This window comes from Paenibacillus monticola, from assembly GCF_009664975.1.
In the GTDB taxonomy this organism is placed as follows: Bacteria; Bacillota; Bacilli; order Paenibacillales; family Paenibacillaceae; genus Paenibacillus_AQ; species Paenibacillus_AQ monticola.
Window position 1 is genome coordinate 79,984 of record NZ_WJXB01000012.1, and the last position, 19,380, is coordinate 99,363.

Genomic DNA, 19,380 nt, shown 5'->3' on the forward strand with positions numbered 1-19,380 from the left:
ATCAACTAAAGAGGTGAGAGCATGCGCCGCAAAGGTGTGAACTACTCTAAATTCGGCTATATTTTTACATTTCCGTTTGTTTTGGCATTTCTGATTTTCTCGTTATATCCTATTTTGTACACCGCATTCATAGGGTTCACCGATTTGCAAGGATTAATACCAAAACCAATACATATTTTGGATAATCCTTTTCAGAACTTCAAAGATCTTATCTTTGATAATGTTTCTTTCAGAAAGTCTCTAATGAACACCGGGTTGCTCTGGATCCTAAACTTCGTTCCCCAGATCCTTCTTGCGCTCTTACTCACTGCATGGTTCACTAACCAGCGTCTTAAAATTAAGGGACAAGGCTTTTTCAAGGTTCTGCTCTATATGCCTAATATTATTACTGCAGGTACAATCGCCTTGCTTTTCAGCACTCTGTTTGGCTATCCAATGGGTCCGGTAAACAGCTTTTTTGAAATGATGGGCTGGTCTGACGCACCGATTTTCTTCCTTCAGGATAAGACAACAGCAAGGGGGATTGTGGCGTTCATCCAGTTCTGGATGTGGTACGGTAACACCATGATCATTCTTATCGCAGGCGTTATGGGTATCAATCCAGCGCTCTTCGAGTCTGCGTCAATTGACGGTGCAAACGGAGTTCAAACCTTCTTCCGTATCACGCTGCCAAGTTTACGTACGATTTTGTTATTCACGCTGATTACATCGATGGTCGGTGGTTTGACCATGTTTGATATTCCGCAGCTCTTCCTTGCAGGCGGACCGGATGACTCTACGCTTACCACGTCCATGTTTATTTATGGGCAAGCCTTTAAGGGAAGCTATTTGTACAATCGTGCTGCAGCGGCGAGCATGATCATGTTCGTGATTTCAGGGATATTGTCTGCATTTGTGTTCTATCTAATGCGTGACCGCGACGCGGCAAAAATGAAAAAAATACTTAAAATGGAGAAAAAATCCGCCAAGAGCAGCCATAAGGGGGGCGTAGCACATGAACAATAATCAAAAAGGCGGAAACGTCACCCGGAGGATCAACAAGACGATTATCTATATCGTCTGCATCTCTCTGGCGGTGCTCAGCATCCTCCCGTTTTGGATCATGTTTATAAACGCCACCCGTTCTACGGCGGAAATTCAAAGCGGTCTCTCACTGCTTCCTTCGTCCCATATGATGACCAACCTGAGGGCGCTGCTCGACAAGAGTTTCGATCCCATTCAAGGGTTCATGAATTCCTTTATTATCTCTGCTTCAGCAACCCTCTTAACGGTCTACTTCTCATCCCTGGCGGCTTACGGGCTGGTGACCTATAGCTGGAAGCTGCGTGGGGCATTCTTTACTTTTATTTTATGCGTGATGATGATTCCTTCCCAGGCAAGTGCAATTGGATTCTATCAGTTCATGTATAAAATACATTGGACCAACAGCTTTCTTCCGTTGATTCTGCCTGCGATTGCAGCGCCGGCGGTAGTGTTCTTTATGCGCCAATATCTGCTGGCAACGCTGTCGATAGAGATCGTGGAAGCAGCACGTGTAGACGGATCCAATGAATTCAAAACATTTAATCGGATCATCTTACCGTTGATGGTTCCGGCAGTGGCGACGCAGGCGATCTTTGCCTTCGTGGGGAACTGGAACAACCTGTTCATGCCGCTGATACTGCTTACACAGAAAGAAAAGTATACGATGCCAATCATGGTCAGCTTGCTGCGCGGGGATATATACAAGTCGGAGTTCGGCTCAATCTATTTAGGACTCGCGCTGACAGCCTTACCGCTGTTCGTGGTTTACTTCCTGTTATCCCGTTATATTATCGCGGGCGTAGCGCTGGGCGGCGTCAAAGAATAACCCCATCAAGCAGGATTAGAAGACGAGACATGGGGATCTATAATACTTAAATAAATGAGTCGTCCTGTAAATACAGGGCGGCTCATTTATTTAGGTGGATTATCTACTCAATAATGCAGTTCAGTTAACGGGAATATTGTTATATAATTACAATAAAAAGGAGTATTAGTATGACCTCAGGCTTCCCATTTATTGAATTCCCCCGGCTTAAGACAGAACGTTGTACATTAAGGAAAGAAGAAGAGAAAGATCGTTATGATATTTATGAGCTTTATTCAAACGAAGACGTTGTGAAATATATGGAGTTTGAACCATTCGTTACTGTTGAGGATGCGGTAAATGAAATGCAATGGTATCAGAAAATTTTCAGGGAACAATCTGGATTACGGTGGATGATTGAGGATAGTGAGTCAAATAAAGTGATTGGGACATGCGGATTTTTGAATTATGAGAAAATACACAATCGTATAGAAATGGGTTATGACTTAACCCCTAAATTTTGGGGTAAGGGTATCATGACAGAGGTAATGAAATGTATTATGGATTTTGGTTTTTTGACTATGAAGCTAAACAAAATTGAGACGAAAGTGGAACCGAAAAATGAGGCGTCGATCCGTTTGATGAATAGGCTTGGTTTCCACAAAGAAGGAGTATTGAGGCAACATGAGTTCGAAAAGGGGAAATATGTTGATCTTGCTATCTTCTCAAAATTGAAAAGTGAGTAATTTAGGTGATATTCAACGCAACTTGAAAGTAGTAATGTGAATTGGAAAGCGATTACAGTAAGTAATAAATAGTAGGATTTGCGATTTATATGAATCGCTTCTAATATGAAATAACAAATCGAGTTTATTTTAATTGGAATATTCATTGTTTTGAACGGATATTTGATAACGAGAAAGAGGATGGGGCAAATTCGTATTTGATAAGACTTGTTTCAACAGAAGAATATTCACTACAAATTGAAGCCCATAAATTATTTTTAGACTGGATAAATGATAAGGGTTCAACAAGACCACACCCTTTATTAGATAAGGAGAACAAAAGATATCATGAAGTAGAGCAGCTTTTAGGAGAATTTGAACATCAATTTTACATTGAACAGTACATTGGAGAATTTATATCAATAGCTAAAGATGACGAGGGAAATGGAAACAAGATACATGACTCCAAATATAAAGTGAAGTGGACAAGGAATGAGAACGTGCTAACGATAAACCAGAAGTGACAGCCTTCTTTTACCTTAGGGTGAGGGGTTTTTTTAATGAATTTCTCGTGTGATCTAAAATAGGCAAAATAAAAGACCGCAGCAGCCGGAATTTCTTCCGGCTTAGGGGCCTTATGTCACAAATCTCTATTTGGTCAAACTGTATCTATAGTTGGAGAGATTAATGGTATTTAACAATCTTATTACGTGCCTCTTCCTCATAGGTAAGCAGGTTAGGCGATTGTGGATTGTGCAAATGACGCTCTACGGTATATTCCATGTTCCGGTACTCTTCATCTCCTGAAGCCATCCAAGGCTGCCAAATTCCTGATACCCAATTTTTAAGTTCTTTAAGTCCTGCTAGCATGTTCTCCATCCTCCTTGGGCGATGAAATATTTGTATCTCAACCACTTTGGCTACGCTTTCATTATAACACGGAAAGTAATATTTAAAAGATATGTCCACCAGGAAAACACAAATTTATTAGTGAACATTATGTGTTAATAGGGTTTTGTACTTACACAGAAGAACAATGTCTCCTGTATAGAGACATTGTTAGGAAACGCTATAAACACTAACAACGATTATGCTAATGCCGTTACAGTATGCTTCAGAAATGATGCATTTACGCCTTATGCACTTAGAAACTTATCAACAATATCTGCATAAGCTTCCGGTTCCTCGATCATAGGTATATGACCTGAATATTGCATTTCAATGAAAGTTGCATTTGGTATTAGCGAAGCACATAATTCTCCCTCAGCTGGAGGATTTAACGCATCATGTTTACCACTAATGACCAGGGTTTCTGCTGTTATATTTTGCAGTTCACTGCGATAGTCAAATCCTTCTAAAGCTTTATTTGCTGCAGCAGTTTGTTCAGGTGTTAATATGCTTTTAAGAAGTTCTGGTTGTTTTAACAATGTTTCATGATTATAGGCCATCTGTTTTAGAAAAAACATTGATTTTTCTTGTTCATCGAATCCGGCAAATTCCTCTGCGTGCTCCGTAATCAATCTTTGTGTCGATGAGGTCAGACCATTTGATTTAGGAACAGTCAGAATTAATTTTGCTATTCTATGGGGGTGTGAGATGGCTACACCTTGCGCAATATAACTTCCCATTGAAACCCCATAAAGATGTGCAGTCTCGAATTTAAGAGTATCCATTAGCGATAGAATATCTTGAACATGATCATTTAATGTATAACTCTCTGGTTTATCCGATTTACCATGTCCTCTACAGTCTAGAGCAACCGTTTTAAAAGTTTTAGAGAGTCTACTGATTTCACCCTTCAATAGAGTGTGGTCGGTGCCAAGTCCGTGTATAAGTATTAAAGGATATCCCTCACCCTGTATTTCAATGTTTAAGTTAATTCCATTTATTTTTCTCATCGTCATTTTTCTATCCTCCTAACTTTATTATAGTCGATTATTAATATTAACATTACTAATTTTCAGATTCAACTTGTGTATAAACCTGTGTTACCAGGCAGGGGAGCGGAGTTTTTTTTGTTGTGTCAGTGGGGTTATGGCTCACGATAAAACTTATATTTGATAATCGTTATCAATGATGATATTATAGTTCACAGGTAAACAATAATTATAAATATTAAACCCAATGTCCTTTCATAGCAAATATATGATTTGTTTATAGGTGAATTAAATAGAGAAGGAGTGAGTGAGAACATGGAGTCCACCCACATGATCAAACAGCTGCTACATGGTCAATATTTAAAGTTCTTGCATCTGCATGAATCCTTTGCCGAAACGGAAAGTGATCACTTTTTCAGCGTAGCTACCCAGGAATCTATTGAGAAGTTCCCCCGGAATATCACTGCGATACATGTGATTGATTGTGTCGGCAGGCATGAACCGATTAACAGCACCGCTATTGCCGAGAAGATGGAATTATCTAAAGCAAGCATTACCAAGATTGGCAACAAGCTGCTTGAGGACGGATTGGTGAAACGAACCCAGATGAATGACAACAAGAAGGAAATTTACTTTCGATTGACCCCGGAGGGGAAAAAAATATTTTATCTGCATGAACAGCTGCATCAGGTTGAGGCCGAGCGTTTCTTCCGTTTTCTGGATAAGTACTCTGACGGTGAATTAAAGGTGATTCAGCATTTCTTGCAGGATTACAGTGTGGATTTGGAATACAGACTAACCGAAGGGGTGGCAATGAAATGAATACCTGTCACGTAGCTTCAGGAGGAGTGATAACCAGTGAGTCTGACAGCGTTGATCAGGGAACGAAGAAGCATCCGGAAGTTCAACGATGTACCCGTATCTCAGGGATTAGTGTTTGAGTTGTTGGAACAAGCGGAACGGCTTTATGATCACGCAGAAAAAGTCTCCTTGCGCTACATCTATGCTGGCACACCGGATTCACGGAACCGGCTGGTAGATTACATGATGGAACCAATGACAGCAAGCAGACTAGGCAAGCTGATACCGGATAAAATGCTGGGAATCTTTAAAAAGAGGTTTGTTGATATTCCCGCCCATGTAATCGTGATTGCAGAGACGGCTCCCGATCGCCGTAGAAGCGATCAAAACTATGCGGATGTCTGCAGTATTATACAGAACTTCCAACTGCTTGGCTGGGAACGGCGGCTGGGCATGCTGTGGGATACGGAATCCATCATTCAGAATGAAATTTTCTTCAAACGTATCGGAATTGGGGAAGGTGAAAGGTTCGTTGGGATTCTTCATATCGGGTACTTCGACAAGACGCCAAAGGGCCGGGCAAGAACCCTTGCTGAGAAGAAATGGACTGTATTTCAAGGATAAATACCTACGATGAAGGGAGCATAGCAGGATGCCATTATCCGATTTCATCATGGACAGCAATACTCCGGTATCTGTTCACAATTACCCAGTTTCACAGCAGCTCGTCCTGGAATTACTGAATCATGCCGTATGGGCGCCGAATGATGGGCTCCGGGAGCCGTGGAGATTCATCTATGTCGATGATCAAAGTGGGAATACAATGCTGGGGCTGCAGGAGTCCGCTCCTGCCCATCTCATTATGGTCATGAAAGAAGATTCGGATCACCACAAGCGGGATGAGGATTTCGCGGCCGTGTGCTGTCTTATTCAGAATTTCCAACTGCTTGCCCGGGAGAAGAAGCTAGGGGTAAGGCGGACGATGCCAGAGTGGATTTATGACCGGGAACGCACTAGACCATTTGGTGTGCAAGAGAAGGAGCGTATCGTTGCTATTCTTGATCTAGGGGCTGTTGAACAGACGCCGACAGCGGCTTCTGCAGCAACATTACCGGAACCGAAATTTGAACTGCTATAGAACTGCAAAATAAAACTATACGAGGAATGGTTTATTGAAGTTGATGCGATTGCAGCTTTCTCATAATTACCTGAGCCTTATAACGCCTGAGATATGGGCGTTATATTTTTTTGTTTTCAATTAAACATCATAACGTTATATTTACTTTGAGATTTATCTGTGTTAACTTAAACATTATAACGTTATAACAAAAAAGGTGAGAACAATGAATGAGAGATTCGTGCTCCGTTACGTAAAACTTATGAGCGGACAAGAGATTGATATCGTCATTGAAAACAAGAAAATTGCCGAAATAACCAAGGCCGGAGAGGGAAGCGGCCAGCAGGAATGGAACGGATCAGGTGCTTATGTATCGAGCGGTTGGATCGACATGCATGTCCATGCCTTTCCTGATTTCGATCCCTATGGCGACGAGATCGATGAAATCGGAGTCAAGCAGGGCGTAACGACCATCGTCGATGCCGGAAGCTGCGGGGCGGATCGTATTGCTGATTTGGTGTATGACAGTTCACGGGCCAAGACCAACGTACTCGCGTTTCTGAACATTTCGCGAATTGGGCTGCTAAGAATCGATGAATTATCCAGGTTGGAATGGATGGATCGGGAGAAGGTCAGACAGTCGGTCCGAGCGTATGGTGATGTTATTGTAGGTTTGAAAGCCCGCATCAGCAGGAGTGTCGTTGGGGAGAATCAAATTGAGCCGTTATGTATCGCACGGGAGCTTTCCCGCGAAACGGGGCTGCCGTTAATGGTTCACATCGGTTCTGCACCACCGGATATTCGGGAGGTAATGCCTCTTTTGGAGCGAAAAGATATAGTTACGCACTATCTCAACGGAAAGGAAAATAATCTGTTCGATGCAGACGGCAAACCTCAACAAGTACTGACCGATGCGATTGAACGGGGAGTTCACCTCGATGTGGGGCATGGAACGGCAAGTTTTTCCTTTAAAGTAGCAGAAGCAGCCAAGCGGCATAACATCGCATTTAATACCATCAGCACCGATATTTATCGGGGAAACCGGCTGAATGGTCCAGTTTATAGTATGGCGAGCGTTCTTTCCAAATTTCTTTGCCTTGGATATTCGCTTGAGGAGATCATTGCTGCAGTCACCACGCACGCGGCTGACTGGTTGGGCAAACCGGAACTGGGCCGAATCCAGGTAGGAGATATTGCCAACCTGACGCTGTTCACTCTCCACAATGAACCGACGGTGCTCACCGATTCTGAAGGTGAGCAGAGAGTGACTGATAGAGTAATCCAAGTAAAAGGAGTGGTGGCAAGTGGGGAATTCATTGAATGCGAAATACGGGCTTAAACGTGTTATTAATGCTAGTGGACGAATGAGTATCCTGGGAGTATCTGCACCGACTGATACGGTGATGGAAGCGATGAAACAAGGCGGACAAAGCTATGTCGAGATTGCGGATTTGGTTGATAAAGCTGGAGATTATACGGCACGTATTCTGGGTTCGGAGGCGGCTCTCGTTGTTAATTCTGCCTCCAGCGGCATTGCACTCAGTGTTGCGGCGCTGGTAACCCAAGGAAACCGCCGCCGCAGCGATCGTCTGCACCAGGAAGAGATACTCCACAATGAAATTATCATCCTGAAGGGTCATAATGTGCATTACGGTGCGCCAGTGGAAACGATGGTATATTTGGGCGGCGGGAAGCTGGTTGAAGCTGGTTATGCCAATGAAGGCCGGGCAGAACATATTGAGGAGGCTATCTCCGACAAAACGGCGGCTATTCTTTATGTGAAATCACATCACGCTGTCCAGAAAAATATGATCTCCGTGGACGAGGCTTGGGAGATTTCCCAGCGTAAGAACATTCCGCTAATTGTGGATGCAGCGGCGGAAGAGGATCTATGGAAATATGTAAAAGTCTCTGATCTCGTGATTTACAGCGGCTCCAAGGCTATTGAAGGTCCGACTTCCGGGATTGTGGCCGGCAAACGGAAATACATTGAATGGGTTAAGGTACAATTGCACGGGATTGGACGGAGTATGAAGGTGGGTAAAGAAACGACCTTTGGTCTACTGCAAGCGCTGGATGAATACAGCGCTAAAGAAGATAAAAGCGAACTGGAAAAAACGTCGCTGCAGGAACTGATGCCGCTGAATGAAATTCCCGGCGTCCGCGTTACGATTGTACAGGATGAAGCAGGCCGTGCGATCTATCGCGGCCGGGTGCAAATCGATCCGCAGCAGGCAGGTATTACTGCTCAAGAAGTTGCGAAAGGACTACAAGAGGGCGTGATTGCCATCTACACGCGGGATTACGGTGTAAGACAGGGCTATTTTGACATTGACCCGCGTCCGCTTCTTGGTGATGATATGCTCGTCATTGCATCAAAAATACATGAATTAACAGGGGAGCGGTAATATGTCACAGATTGCAAAGCATTTTTACAGGGAACGTGTCGCATTAAATGTATTGGCCAAGGATATCGAAAATGCCAAGGAGGTCTATGCAGCGGCGGAAGGATATGTACTGGTTGGCGTTCTTTCCAAGGACTATGCGACGGTGGAAGAAGCCGTGACGGCGATGAAGCAATACGGCAAGGAAATTGATGATGCAGTATCCATTGGCCTCGGTGCTGGCGATTATCGCCAGGCGGCTGTTGTGGCCGAAATTGCGAAGCATTATCCCGGCAGCCATATTAACCAGGCGTTTCCTGCCGTTGGGGTAACACGTGCCAACCTCGGAGATAAGGATAGCTGGATTAACAGTATGGTGTCTCCTTCGGGCCGTGCCGGATATGTGAATATTTCAACGGGTGTGTTCAGTGCTGCGCAGAGCGAGCAAGCGATTATTCCTGTTAAATCGGCAATCGCACTTGTGCGGGACATGGGTGGCAATGCACTCAAGTACTTCCCGATGCAAGGACTGAGCCGTGAAGACGAGTTCCGTGCTGTTGCTAAGGGCTGTGCCGAGGAAGGGTTCGCCTTGGAGCCGACTGGCGGAATTGATATGGAGAATTTCGAGGCCATTCTGCGGATAGCGCTGGAGGCTGGTGTTCCGCAAGTGATCCCACATGTGTATTCTTCGATTATCGACCAGGGTTCAGGAAAAACCAATGTCCAGGATGTGCGCAGGTTGCTGGGAATGATGAAGAAGTTGGCAGATGATTATGCTTAAGCGCATAGCAGCTTTCGGAGAGGTCATGATGCGTCTGCAGGTGCCTGGATATGATTTGCTATCACAGGGGAATACTCTGCACTATTCGTTCTCCGGCACCGGAGTAAATGTCATTTCTGCACTAACGCGCTTCGGGCATTCCGGGCAGCTCATTTCCCGTTTGCCGGCCAATCCGTTGGGAGATGCCGCCGCCGCGTATTTACGAAAGCTGGGAATCGATTCATCCTTCGTTGTTCAAGGCGGGAAATACTTAGGTTTGTATTTTTTGGAGAACGGATTTGGAGCCCGGCCTAGCCGGGTGACCTATTCCAATCGGCTCGAAAGCAGCTTCAATACGGCTCCCGAAGAGACGTATGACTTTGCAGGTATAGCCGGAGCGATCGACGCGGTTCATTTCTGTGGAATTACGCTGGCGATGAATGAAGGCATCCGCCAGCAGATGAAATCTTTGGCCAGAGCGGTTAAACAGCAGGGAGGCTTGGTGATTTTCGACTGCAATTATCGTCCCTCCTTGTGGGGAGAAGACGGCTATGCCAAGGCGAAATCGCATTACGAGGATATGCTGCAGCTGGCCGATATCGTATTGATGAACGAAAGAGACGCACTCTTTATTCTGGGTATGAGCACAACGAAGGAGCAGCGGGAAGAGCAGCTGGTGGAGCTTATTCCGGCTGTTGCGGAGCAATATCAAATTTCGGTAATCGCAGGGACTCACCGCTATATCCATAGCGATAATTCGCACTCCCTGCGCGGTTTTCTGTATAAGAACCAGAGCTTCACATTCTCAGATATGCTGACGTTTTCCGTCTATGATAGAATAGGTGCAGGAGATGCCTTTACGAGCGGGATCGTCCATGGTGAGCTGAAGGGATTCCCTCCGGAGAAGACCGTGCGGTTTGCGGCTGCGGCGGGAATGCTGGCGCATACAGTGTCCGGCGATACCCCTCTGGCATCGGAAGAGGAAATACTCCGGGCTATGACGGAATCCGTAGGCGATGTAGAAAGGTAGTGGAGCAGTCGTGAGTTTGTCCCGCAAAGATAAACCGTTATATTTACAAATTAAAAATATTTTGAAGGATCGGATTCTCTACGGCATTTATCCGCTGGGAACAAATATTCCTTCAGAGCCGCAATTGGAGAAGGAATTCTCCGTCAGTAAAATTACTGTCCGCAACGCCATCCAAGAACTGGCCCAAGAAGGATATGTTGAAAAAGGCAGCGGCAAAGGAACACGGGTGATCAGGAATACGTCCGCTTCCAAACTGTCGAAATGGAAACGATTCACAGAAATCTTGGTGGAAGAAGGCCATCAGATCCAAAAGCAATGGCTGCGTGCAGAAATGATCCAAAATGAGGCTGAAAGCGAACCGTACCGCTTGTTCGGGGAACGTTGTCTGAGTCTTGAGCGCATGTATAGTCTAAATGATATTCCTTACATCCATTACACATATTATTTGACAATGGCCATGGGAGATTTGGAACTGGCGGATTTAAATGCCCAGTCCCTGTACGAATTACTTGAAGAGCAGAATATTCTTTTGGATAGACTTCGGGATGAATTCTCCGTAGCCGTCCCACCGCTGGAGGTGGAGCAGATTCTGAAGCTTGACAAGGGGACGTCTTTACTAAAGCGATCGCGCTATTCCTATGATGAACAGGGGAAAGTAACGGAATTCAGCATAGGATATTACAATACAGAGCTGCAGAGCTATGTGGTGAATTATGATGTGTAATTATTTTGGGAATGATATCCGAATGGACTTGGAATGGAGCTAACGCTTCCAACAAGTCGGTTCGGATTTTTTTCTTCTTGTCTCCAAACCATCGGGATTAATCAGATGATTTCTAAAGTCTATGGGATATTATGAACTCCGGGGGAGGGCTATAATATTCTTATACAAGAAATAAATAGACTTTATATGGGGAGGCATACAGATGAGGATTGCAAGACATGCAGATAATCCGATTGTGGTACCGGGAGTTTATGAATGGCGAAAAGTAACCGTATTCAATCCGGCGGTTATCATCGACAATGGCAAGTTTTATATGATTGAGCGAACTGCAGGTTCACTTACGCCCTGTAAAAATTACCTAGGGCTTTTGGAAAGCGAGGATGGGGTGCATTTCACCCATGTTCAAGATGAGCCGATCGTGACACCTGATATGCTGGGTTTTCCTTATGGAAGCGTACAAGATCCCCGGATCGTAAAAATAGAGGATACTTTTTATTTGAATTATGCATTGAGACCTTGTGCGATGAATTATTATCCGACCGGAGCAGGCGTACCCGCGCGTTCGATTCCTACCTATCCGGACGGTTGGGGAGAGAAGGAGGAGCATTGGCTGACCCGCTCGTCGATCCTGACCTCCAAAAATCTGGTGGATTGGGAGTTTTTGACCGATACGACGCCGCTCGATATCAATGACCGGGACAATATTCTATTCCCTGAGAAAATCAACGGCAAGTTTGTCCTGCTGCGCCGCCCCGAAGAATATGTAGGTGAAGCTTACGGGACGGAGACAGCGGCCATGTGGATTACCTATTCCGATGACCTGATTCATTGGGAAGAACCGAAGCTGCTGGCCAAGGCGGAGAACCTAACCTGGGAATCCAGGAAAATTGGCGGCTCCACGCCTCCCGTTCGAACGGACCGTGGCTGGCTAGTGCTGTATCATGCAGTGGATGAGAATGTGGTTTACCGTGTAGGGGCTATGTTGCTGGATCTGGAGAATCCGGAGAAAGTTATCGCGAGAACGAAAAACTTCATCATGGAACCGGAAACGTATTATGAAAAATTCGGCTTCCAGATTCCAAACGTCATTTTCCCTACAGGAAATGTAGTCAAGGACGGACTGCTGTATATTTATTACGGAGTTGCCGATACGGCGATTGCACTCGCTACGGTACCGCTGGATGAACTGGTCGATTATATTCTGAACGAGCCGCAATAATCAGGATCAATATAAGTCTGCAATTAGAATAACCGCAACATGCGGTTATTCAAAAGAACTACTTTGAAAACGCTTACCTATTTCATCCATCTTTACCGCGACTATCCAAATGTTATTTTATATAACATAATTCAGGTTTTTTTAAGCAATTCATGAATGACTTGGATGAAATCATCTGGAAAAATCGGATATAATCTAACATTCATGGGATATGGATAAAATAATATAACTTTTATAATAAGTAATATAACAGACGATGATAAATAAAAGGTCGTTGCTTGTTATGTTGATGTCTATCTTTTTAAAAATATGAAAAGAGGGTTGATTATGAGCAAAATAAGCAAAGGCAAAAAAACGGTACTACTCAGTCTGGTTGCATTGATGACTCTGTTCACGGCCGCTTGCGGTAATGAGAATGCAGCGGAAAGTAACGGTGAGGGTTCAGAAACAGAAATTATAACCCTCAACATGATGCATCCTTGGACCTCACCGAATGTGGACAATGAAGTCTACAAAGCGCGGATTGCCGAATTTGAGAAACAGAATCCGGACATTGTTATCGAACAGGACGGAGTGCCGGCAGGCCAATATAAGACCAAGCTTCGCACCCTCGCCGCAGCCAATAATTTGTCGGACATCAACGTTGTATGGCCTGGTGCCGATCTGGCACCGCTCGTTTCTGGCGATTTACTGGCGCCGATCAATGACTTGATGGATAACTGGTCCGCCATTCTGCCGGAGAGCGCGCTCGCCGGATTCAACGTTGATGGGAACCAGTATGCAGTACCGACCAAGCAGACCTTCGTAGATATTGTTTACTACAATAAAGAGATGTTTGCTCAGATAGGTTACGATCAATTCCCGGATACCTATGACAAATTTATCGACGCGGTAACCAAGCTGAAAGCAGCGGGTATTACACCGATCTCTCTGGGTAACAAAGAACAATGGCCTCTTCAGTCCTCTTATCTATCCGTTATTGTGGACCGGTATGTCGGCAGTGATTTTCTGTCGGACGTGATTGCGAAAAAAGCGAAATTTACAGATCCTGAATTTGTCAAAGCTATCGCGGTTATTGATAAGTTGAGCAAATTGGGTGCTTTTAATACGGATGCCAACAACATGGACTCTGTGCAAGGCCAGGATTACTTTATTCAAGGAAAAGCGGCGATGCACATTTCATCCTCTACGGTTGACGCCAGAATACGCATTAACAACGAAGAAGGCGACAAGTTTGGTATCGCCCTGTTTCCAAGTGTTGAAGGTGGAAAAGGCGATCCGCTTAAGAGTGCCGGTGTTGTTCAATACGGCATTGCCATCAAGAATGGGCTGGATGAGAAAAAACAGCAGGCAGCCGAGAAATTTATGAAATTCTTCGTTAATGAGGATCTGTACAAAGAATTGATCAGTAACGGGATTGTCGTTCCGGCTACAGTTGATATCCCGGAAGATGCCAGCAAGTATTTGAAGGAAATGCTGGAACTCACAAACAAGGGTACTGCACCGGTGTTTGACAGCGTCATTCCGACACAAGTAGTAGATGTTATGCAAAATGGTCTGCAGGCGCTCACGGTAGGCAGAGGGACGCCTGAAGAATTGGCAGCAGATGTGCAGAAAGCCTTTGATAACATGAATTAATAAGCCATCCTGTCATTCAAATCCGATGTCGTGAGAAAACCCGTACTCCGGGTTTTCTTCATTCATCGGGCGTGAAAGCAGGTACGAATAAAGGAGGAACCCTGATGCAAACGCTAAAAGGAACGAAGCTGGCCATCTTTCTGGGTCTGTTTCCCGCTCTGGTCATCTACTTGGGAATTGCCATTCTTCCGATCGGGTTGTCCTTATACTATTCCGTGATGAACTGGAACGGCATCGGTCCTATGTCATTTGTAGGTATAGACAATTACATTGAAATTTTGGGCGATGACATCTTTTGGTTGTCCGTAAAAAATAACATCATCATTATGGCTACGGGTCTGATGGGTCAAATCCCACTCGGCCTGCTGCTGGCACTCCTGCTCAACCGTGGATTGAAAGGCTCCGCATTCTTTCGAACCATTGGCTTTATGCCAGTAGTCATCTCCTCTGTCATGGTATCTCTGATCTGGGGGATGATCTACAACACGGAATACGGCATGCTGAACAATCTGCTCGGTCTTATCGGTTTGGATAGCTTGCAGCAGAACTGGCTTGGTGATCCGAAGTGGTCGATGATTTCCATCAGTATTGCGTATATCTGGCAAAACTGCGGGCTGTATATGGTTATATTTCTGGCTGCTCTGCAGAACATTCCCGATGAAATCAATGAGGCCGCTGAGCTGGACGGGGCAACCGGATTCAAACGGACCCTGCGGATTACGATACCTATGATTCGGGGCACAATTATGGTAGGCGTTGTATACAGCATCAGTAATTCCTTTCGTGTATTTGACCTCATTCAGATTCTAACGGGTGGCGGTCCGGCACATCAGACAGGAGTCATGACGATCTACATGTACAACAGTGCTTTTATGAATATGCGCTATGGTTACGGAAGTGCGGTTTCCATATTAATATTGCTTGTCAGCTTGATTGTCATCAGTCTTATCAACCGTTTAGGCAAAGAGAAAGATATTTAAGGAGAGGAGGAATACAAGATGAACAGAAAGTCCGGGCTGTTTAAATTTTTGGCATACACATTTCTGAGCCTGCTTGCCATTATTAATATAGTTCCTCTGTTTTGGATGGTGGTGAACTCATTTAAAAAGGAGCAGGAGTATGCTGCAAATCCATTTTCACTGCCAACCAGTCTACACTTCTCCAACTACACCCAGGCGTGGAAGGTTGCCAATATGGATGTCTATTTTTTAAACAGCATTATCGTCACCTTTGTCGCCTTGATTATAACCGTGTTCTTGGGGGCATTGGCTGCTTATTTCCTGTCACGGTTTAAATTTAAAGGACGGGGCTTGATTTACAGCTTGTTCCTGCTCGGCATGCTTGTTCCTATTCATGCTATTTTAATTCCGATCTTTCTGATTATGCAAAAACTGCATTTGATCGACACCTATTGGTCGCTGATCTTACCCTATACGGCATTTCACCTTTCGTTGACGGTATTTATTTTGGAAGGTTTTATGAAGGGATTCCCCAAAGATCTGGAAGAATCAGGGGTTGTGGACGGAGCTGGGGTTTACCGTATTTTCTGGTCTATTATTCTGCCGATCACAAGACCTGCGCTCGCTACAGTAATTATTCTGAACTTCATCTATAATTGGAATGAATACCTGTTCGCACTCGTGCTGATCAGCTCAACTGCACTCAAAACGCTGCCGCTCGGACTTGCCAACTTTGTTGGTGTAGAAACAGCGAGTCTCACTCTGCAAATGGCGGCTCTTACCATCGCCTTGATTCCCATTATTATTTTCTATCTGCTGCTGCAGAAGCAATTGGTCAGCGGTATGACGGCAGGGGCAGTGAAAGGCTAAAGTCAAGGTGCGGGCCGGACGAAGGAGAAGAGATCATGAAGACAAGCTACAGATTTCATCTTAGAAGCTTTGGTCTAAAACAAAAAGCGCTTGTCATTTTTCTGATCTTTGTCATTTTGCCGACCTTTGGCGTGGGTGTGGTCGTACAATATAAATTTAATCAGATCCTAAGAGATCAGTTCATAAATTCGACCAATCGTAATCTGGATAACGTGACCAATCAGCTTGGAGAGCAGACCAAGATGGTGGAGGACATTGCCAACTATCTGATTCTCGATCCGGACATGAGAGCGTTTTTGCGGACATATCCGCTGTTGAACAGTGTGCAAAAGAGTAATCTTAAACGCAATATCGAAGATTTCCTTACGTTTCAGCTCATGTCTAAAGGTTACATCCGGGCGATTGAAATTTCCGGTTATAACGGCAACTCCATTGAGATGGGTGAACCGTTCAGCGGAAATGAAGAGACCTTGGAGCGGCGGGCGATAGAGCGCAAGGGTGGCATATACTGGACCGAGGGCTATGAGCTAAATAGCGATTGGAACGGGGAAGTCAGAATTTTGTCCCTGTTCCGGGTGCTGAATTCTTATGACGAAATCACCAAACCGCTGGGTAGACTGATCGTCCGCCTGGATGAAGCCAGCATCATTAACTTGCTTGAGAAAGGCAGCTTCAAGGATAACGCAGGAAGTGTGTTTATTGTCGGACCCGAAGGACAGGTCATCCTGGGATCGAAGCATAACATGCCTGAAGACTTCAAGCCGGATGCGGCTCTCTTGAGTAAGCTGGTTTCCAGCAAAAGTAATTTTGTTACCTATCCGGTGGAGGGGAAACGGTATTTAACACTGTATAAAGGGATGGAGAACACAGGTTGGAAAGTGATCGCCATGATTCCGGAAGCTAAAGTGGATGAAGAATTCCGTGACGTCAAAATAATCATGGTGGTGATTTTAACGGCAATTCTACTGCTTGGATTAACAGCCTTGTTCGGCTTCCACTATACGATTATTCGTCCAATACTGCGCTTGAAGAAGGAAACCAACCGAGTAGCAAATGGGGATTTCAATGCTCGGGTTCCGGTCGACTCTTATGATGAGATTTCAGAGCTTAACCGCAAATTTAATGAGATGGTATTTACGATTAAACAGCTGATTGATCACAAATACAAGCTGGAACTCAGGGAGCGCGAGTCCGAGCTCAAGCTGATGCAGAACCAGATGGACCCCCATTTTCTATATAATACGCTGGATATGATCCGCTGGACGGCACGTTTGGAGAAGGCCTCTAAGTCAAGTCAATTGATCGAGATGCTGTCCAAATTTTTCCGTTCCAGTGTTAACAATGGCAGTTATCAGACAAAATTGAGCAAGGAACTGGAGTTTGCTCAATCCTATTTGTTTTTGCAGCAGCACCGTCTTGGAGATAAACTGAAGTACTCTCTCTATATGGAAGCAGATATCATGGATGCATTAATACTGAAGACCACGATTCAGCCGCTGGTAGAGAATTTTATCAAGCACGGTCTGGATCGGAAAAAAGGGATAAATGAAATAAAAGTGAGAGGCTACACCTCGGCAGATGAGATTTGGATAGATGTCATCGACAATGGGAAAGGTATGGACCCCGCTAGGGAAGATGAGGTTCGCTCCTCGCTGCAAAGCGGAGAGAAGGGCGGAAACAGGGAGGGTGCCATGATTAACATAAATGATAGACTATCCATTTTTTTCGGACAAGGTTATGGGTTGGAGATCATAAATACTTCGGCTAAAGGAACGTGGGTACGCCTTAAGCTTCCATGTACAAAGGCCGAGAGTCTTGGTGGTGAGCAGCATGAACAGTAACTTAGCCAGGGAAGGCAAGCTCGTAAGGATGTTGATCGTTGATGACGAGCCTGTCATCTGCGAAGGACTTCGCTGCACCATTGACTGGGCTGAATATGGCGTTGAAGTCGTTGGGGAAGCGTATGACGGGAAGGAAGCGTTGCGGCAGGTTGAGGAACATGATGTGGATTTATTGCTCTCGGATATTCGTATGGAGGGTATGGACGGAATGCAATTAGCAGAGCAACTAAAGCATAAATTTCCTAAAGTGCGCGTGATTATGATCAGTGGTTATGAGGATTTCACCTATGCACGTCAGGCTATCCGGCTGGGCGTCAGCGACTATCTGCTCAAACCGGTGGATATCGAGGAACTGGGAACGGTGGTCAAGGGTGTTGTTGATAGTATACGCAAGCAGGAGGAAGAAGGCAGCACACAGGAGATGGAGTTGTGGCTTTCCAATATGGCCCGTCATGGGATTGCCTACGGAGCAGAAGTGCCTGCTTCGCTGCATGGGGCTCAATTCCGCATTTTAGCTACCCAACTGGAAAACTTTCATGAACGATTTGGCGGAATGGCAGCTGAGCAATATAAAGAGATTCAAGATGCATGGATTACTACACTTTCCAGCAGTTTGCAGCTTCACTCCCTTCGCACTGTGTCTGTTTTTGATCACGAGAATTTGCTGATTACGTTGGTGGTGTCAGATGTCTGGCTGGATCACAAGGTTTGGGATGAACTGCTGGCATCGTCGATTCCTTCGCTGCCAGGTGGGGCCAGTCTTTACTGTGGGGCTTCCCGATTCTATACCGACCTCAGTGATACTTCCGACCGCTGTGCTGAAGCGCATGAATTGCTCTTGTATTATGTACTGGAAGGCCTCCCTATTCTGCAGTCGGAGTATAGAGATGTAATAGGAGTAAACCGGACACTGCCGAACTTTGATATTACGGATATGGTGCAGAACTTGGTGTCCAATTTATTCAAACAGAACACGGATGAAGTGCAACTGCTGGTGGAGTCGATGTTCCGCTTTTTTCGGGAAAAAGGCTTTCTGCTCTCAGAGTTATTGAATATCTGTGAAGAGCTGTTTACGCTGTTACGGCAGCGGCTTCGTAAAAGTGGGATGACCGAGCTCGATTACGGACATAAGGTGAAACCGGATCTGAATATCTATAACTCCTATGCTGGGCTAGAGTCGATAATGATGGAGGATATGAAGGAATTGCTGTTGTTGATTGACAAGCAAGGGATCGATAAATCTTATTGGATTATTGAGAAAGCCAAGAAGTATATGACCGATCATTACAGAGCGGATTTGAAGGCCTCTGAGGTAGCGGCTTGGTTGAAGATCACACCAAGTTATTTCAGTAATATTTTCAAGCAGAGTACGGGAAAAGGCTTTACGGAATATATGAATGAGATGCGGATTGATCACGCTAAAGACCTGCTGGCGACTACCCAAGACAAAGTGTTTGAAATAGCAGACAAGGTAGGCTACAAGGAATATAAATATTTCGTATCGGTGTTTAAGTTATATACGGGTATGACACCGAAGGAGTATCGCGGGCTCAGTGCAAGCCAGGAATGCGGACAAGTGAAATAACGAAATGGCTCAAGTTCAGCCA

General features: G+C 44.9%; 20 protein-coding genes. 18 read left to right on the forward strand and 2 right to left on the reverse strand.

What is annotated here, in order from left to right; all coding sequences use genetic code 11:
- Positions 1 to 21: 21 nt before the first annotated feature.
- The 4 genes from GJB61_RS24260 to GJB61_RS24275 all read left to right on the forward strand — a co-directional run bounded on the left by GJB61_RS24260 (position 22) and on the right by GJB61_RS24275 (position 3,077).
- The gene (locus GJB61_RS24260; protein ID WP_154121614.1) at positions 22 to 1,005 is read left to right on the forward strand and encodes a carbohydrate ABC transporter permease; all 984 of its coding nucleotides are present in this window, start codon (positions 22 to 24) and stop codon (positions 1,003 to 1,005) included.
- Positions 995 to 1,849: a carbohydrate ABC transporter permease gene (locus GJB61_RS24265; RefSeq protein ID WP_154121615.1), complete on the forward strand. Its 855-nt coding sequence runs from the start codon at positions 995 to 997 to the stop codon at positions 1,847 to 1,849. Before GJB61_RS24260 ends, GJB61_RS24265 begins: the two co-directional genes overlap by 11 nt.
- 170 nt (positions 1,850 to 2,019) lie before the next feature.
- Positions 2,020 to 2,574, forward strand: coding sequence for a GNAT family N-acetyltransferase (locus GJB61_RS24270; protein ID WP_154121616.1), 555 nt, complete (start codon positions 2,020 to 2,022; stop codon positions 2,572 to 2,574).
- 197 nt (positions 2,575 to 2,771) lie between these two features.
- Positions 2,772 to 3,077 carry a hypothetical protein gene (locus tag GJB61_RS24275; RefSeq protein ID WP_154121617.1) on the forward strand — a complete coding sequence of 102 codons (306 nt, stop codon included), beginning with the start codon at positions 2,772 to 2,774 and terminating at the stop codon, positions 3,075 to 3,077.
- Positions 3,078 to 3,237: 160 nt separating this feature from the next.
- Here the strand turns inward: GJB61_RS24275 and GJB61_RS24280 are convergent, their stop codons facing one another.
- Positions 3,238 to 3,432 carry a hypothetical protein gene (locus GJB61_RS24280; protein ID WP_154121618.1) on the reverse strand — a complete coding sequence of 65 codons (195 nt, stop codon included), beginning with the start codon at positions 3,430 to 3,432 and terminating at the stop codon, positions 3,238 to 3,240.
- Positions 3,433 to 3,689: 257 nt separating this feature from the next.
- Positions 3,690 to 4,457: an alpha/beta fold hydrolase gene (locus GJB61_RS24285; protein ID WP_154121619.1), complete on the reverse strand. Its 768-nt coding sequence runs from the start codon at positions 4,455 to 4,457 to the stop codon at positions 3,690 to 3,692.
- Positions 4,458 to 4,745: 288 nt separating this feature from the next.
- Between GJB61_RS24285 and GJB61_RS24290 the strand changes: the two genes are divergently transcribed.
- The 14 genes from GJB61_RS24290 to GJB61_RS24355 all read left to right on the forward strand — a co-directional run bounded on the left by GJB61_RS24290 (position 4,746) and on the right by GJB61_RS24355 (position 19,358).
- Positions 4,746 to 5,252, forward strand: coding sequence for a MarR family transcriptional regulator (locus GJB61_RS24290; protein ID WP_154121620.1), 507 nt, complete (start codon positions 4,746 to 4,748; stop codon positions 5,250 to 5,252).
- Positions 5,253 to 5,288: 36 nt separating this feature from the next.
- Positions 5,289 to 5,855, forward strand: a complete 567-nt coding sequence (locus GJB61_RS24295) for a nitroreductase family protein (protein ID WP_338116083.1) — start codon at positions 5,289 to 5,291, stop codon at positions 5,853 to 5,855.
- A 28-nt stretch (positions 5,856 to 5,883) separates the two neighbouring features.
- Entirely contained in the window at positions 5,884 to 6,369 is a 486-nt protein-coding gene (locus tag GJB61_RS24300; RefSeq protein ID WP_154121621.1) for a nitroreductase family protein, read from the forward strand.
- Positions 6,370 to 6,574: 205 nt separating this feature from the next.
- Positions 6,575 to 7,687, forward strand: a complete 1,113-nt coding sequence (locus GJB61_RS24305) for an amidohydrolase/deacetylase family metallohydrolase (RefSeq protein WP_154121622.1) — start codon at positions 6,575 to 6,577, stop codon at positions 7,685 to 7,687.
- The gene (locus GJB61_RS24310; RefSeq protein WP_338116084.1) at positions 7,653 to 8,756 is read left to right on the forward strand and encodes a DgaE family pyridoxal phosphate-dependent ammonia lyase; all 1,104 of its coding nucleotides are present in this window, start codon (positions 7,653 to 7,655) and stop codon (positions 8,754 to 8,756) included. Before GJB61_RS24305 ends, GJB61_RS24310 begins: the two co-directional genes overlap by 35 nt.
- A 1-nt stretch (position 8,757) precedes the next feature.
- Complete coding sequence (gene dagF / locus GJB61_RS24315) at positions 8,758 to 9,513, forward strand: 2-dehydro-3-deoxy-phosphogluconate aldolase (RefSeq protein WP_154121623.1); 756 nt, start codon at positions 8,758 to 8,760, stop codon at positions 9,511 to 9,513.
- Positions 9,506 to 10,522 carry a sugar kinase gene (locus tag GJB61_RS24320; protein WP_154121742.1) on the forward strand — a complete coding sequence of 339 codons (1,017 nt, stop codon included), beginning with the start codon at positions 9,506 to 9,508 and terminating at the stop codon, positions 10,520 to 10,522. Before dagF ends, GJB61_RS24320 begins: the two co-directional genes overlap by 8 nt.
- A 10-nt stretch (positions 10,523 to 10,532) precedes the next feature.
- Positions 10,533 to 11,246: a GntR family transcriptional regulator gene (locus GJB61_RS24325; protein ID WP_338116085.1), complete on the forward strand. Its 714-nt coding sequence runs from the start codon at positions 10,533 to 10,535 to the stop codon at positions 11,244 to 11,246.
- A gap of 202 nt (positions 11,247 to 11,448) precedes the next feature.
- Positions 11,449 to 12,465 (forward strand): glycoside hydrolase family 130 protein, encoded by a 1,017-nt coding sequence (locus GJB61_RS24330; protein ID WP_154121625.1) that lies wholly within the window; start codon positions 11,449 to 11,451, stop codon positions 12,463 to 12,465.
- A 327-nt stretch (positions 12,466 to 12,792) separates the two neighbouring features.
- Positions 12,793 to 14,103 carry an extracellular solute-binding protein gene (locus GJB61_RS24335; RefSeq protein WP_154121626.1) on the forward strand — a complete coding sequence of 437 codons (1,311 nt, stop codon included), beginning with the start codon at positions 12,793 to 12,795 and terminating at the stop codon, positions 14,101 to 14,103.
- Between the two features lie 104 nt (positions 14,104 to 14,207).
- Positions 14,208 to 15,083: a carbohydrate ABC transporter permease gene (locus GJB61_RS24340; RefSeq protein ID WP_154121627.1), complete on the forward strand. Its 876-nt coding sequence runs from the start codon at positions 14,208 to 14,210 to the stop codon at positions 15,081 to 15,083.
- 18 nt (positions 15,084 to 15,101) lie between these two features.
- Positions 15,102 to 15,932 carry a carbohydrate ABC transporter permease gene (locus tag GJB61_RS24345; protein ID WP_154121628.1) on the forward strand — a complete coding sequence of 277 codons (831 nt, stop codon included), beginning with the start codon at positions 15,102 to 15,104 and terminating at the stop codon, positions 15,930 to 15,932.
- Positions 15,933 to 15,967: 35 nt separating this feature from the next.
- A complete protein-coding gene (locus GJB61_RS24350) occupies positions 15,968 to 17,773 on the forward strand; it encodes a sensor histidine kinase (RefSeq protein WP_154121629.1) in 1,806 nt (601 codons plus the stop codon).
- The gene (locus GJB61_RS24355) at positions 17,763 to 19,358 is read left to right on the forward strand and encodes a response regulator transcription factor (protein ID WP_154121630.1); all 1,596 of its coding nucleotides are present in this window, start codon (positions 17,763 to 17,765) and stop codon (positions 19,356 to 19,358) included. The genes GJB61_RS24350 and GJB61_RS24355 overlap by 11 nt, the downstream gene beginning before the upstream one ends.
- Positions 19,359 to 19,380 lie beyond the last annotated feature (22 nt).

Bases quoted from the DNA above. Each gene is read 5' to 3' on its own strand.
- GJB61_RS24260 (WP_154121614.1), top strand. From the start codon at position 22: ATGCGCCGCAAAGGTGTGAACTACTCTAAATTCGGCTATATTTTTACA.
- GJB61_RS24265 (WP_154121615.1), top strand. From the start codon at position 995: ATGAACAATAATCAAAAAGGCGGAAACGTCACCCGGAGGATCAACAAG.
- GJB61_RS24270 (WP_154121616.1), top strand. From the start codon at position 2,020: ATGACCTCAGGCTTCCCATTTATTGAATTCCCCCGGCTTAAGACAGAA.
- GJB61_RS24280 (WP_154121618.1), bottom strand. From the start codon at position 3,432: ATGGAGAACATGCTAGCAGGACTTAAAGAACTTAAAAATTGGGTATCA.
- GJB61_RS24285 (WP_154121619.1), bottom strand. From the start codon at position 4,457: ATGACGATGAGAAAAATAAATGGAATTAACTTAAACATTGAAATACAG.
- GJB61_RS24290 (WP_154121620.1), top strand. From the start codon at position 4,746: ATGGAGTCCACCCACATGATCAAACAGCTGCTACATGGTCAATATTTA.
- GJB61_RS24300 (WP_154121621.1), top strand. From the start codon at position 5,884: ATGCCATTATCCGATTTCATCATGGACAGCAATACTCCGGTATCTGTT.
- GJB61_RS24305 (WP_154121622.1), top strand. From the start codon at position 6,575: ATGAATGAGAGATTCGTGCTCCGTTACGTAAAACTTATGAGCGGACAA.
- dagF (WP_154121623.1), top strand. From the start codon at position 8,758: ATGTCACAGATTGCAAAGCATTTTTACAGGGAACGTGTCGCATTAAAT.
- GJB61_RS24320 (WP_154121742.1), top strand. From the start codon at position 9,506: ATGCTTAAGCGCATAGCAGCTTTCGGAGAGGTCATGATGCGTCTGCAG.
- GJB61_RS24330 (WP_154121625.1), top strand. From the start codon at position 11,449: ATGAGGATTGCAAGACATGCAGATAATCCGATTGTGGTACCGGGAGTT.
- GJB61_RS24335 (WP_154121626.1), top strand. From the start codon at position 12,793: ATGAGCAAAATAAGCAAAGGCAAAAAAACGGTACTACTCAGTCTGGTT.
- GJB61_RS24340 (WP_154121627.1), top strand. From the start codon at position 14,208: ATGCAAACGCTAAAAGGAACGAAGCTGGCCATCTTTCTGGGTCTGTTT.
- GJB61_RS24345 (WP_154121628.1), top strand. From the start codon at position 15,102: ATGAACAGAAAGTCCGGGCTGTTTAAATTTTTGGCATACACATTTCTG.
- GJB61_RS24350 (WP_154121629.1), top strand. From the start codon at position 15,968: ATGAAGACAAGCTACAGATTTCATCTTAGAAGCTTTGGTCTAAAACAA.
- GJB61_RS24355 (WP_154121630.1), top strand. From the start codon at position 17,763: ATGAACAGTAACTTAGCCAGGGAAGGCAAGCTCGTAAGGATGTTGATC.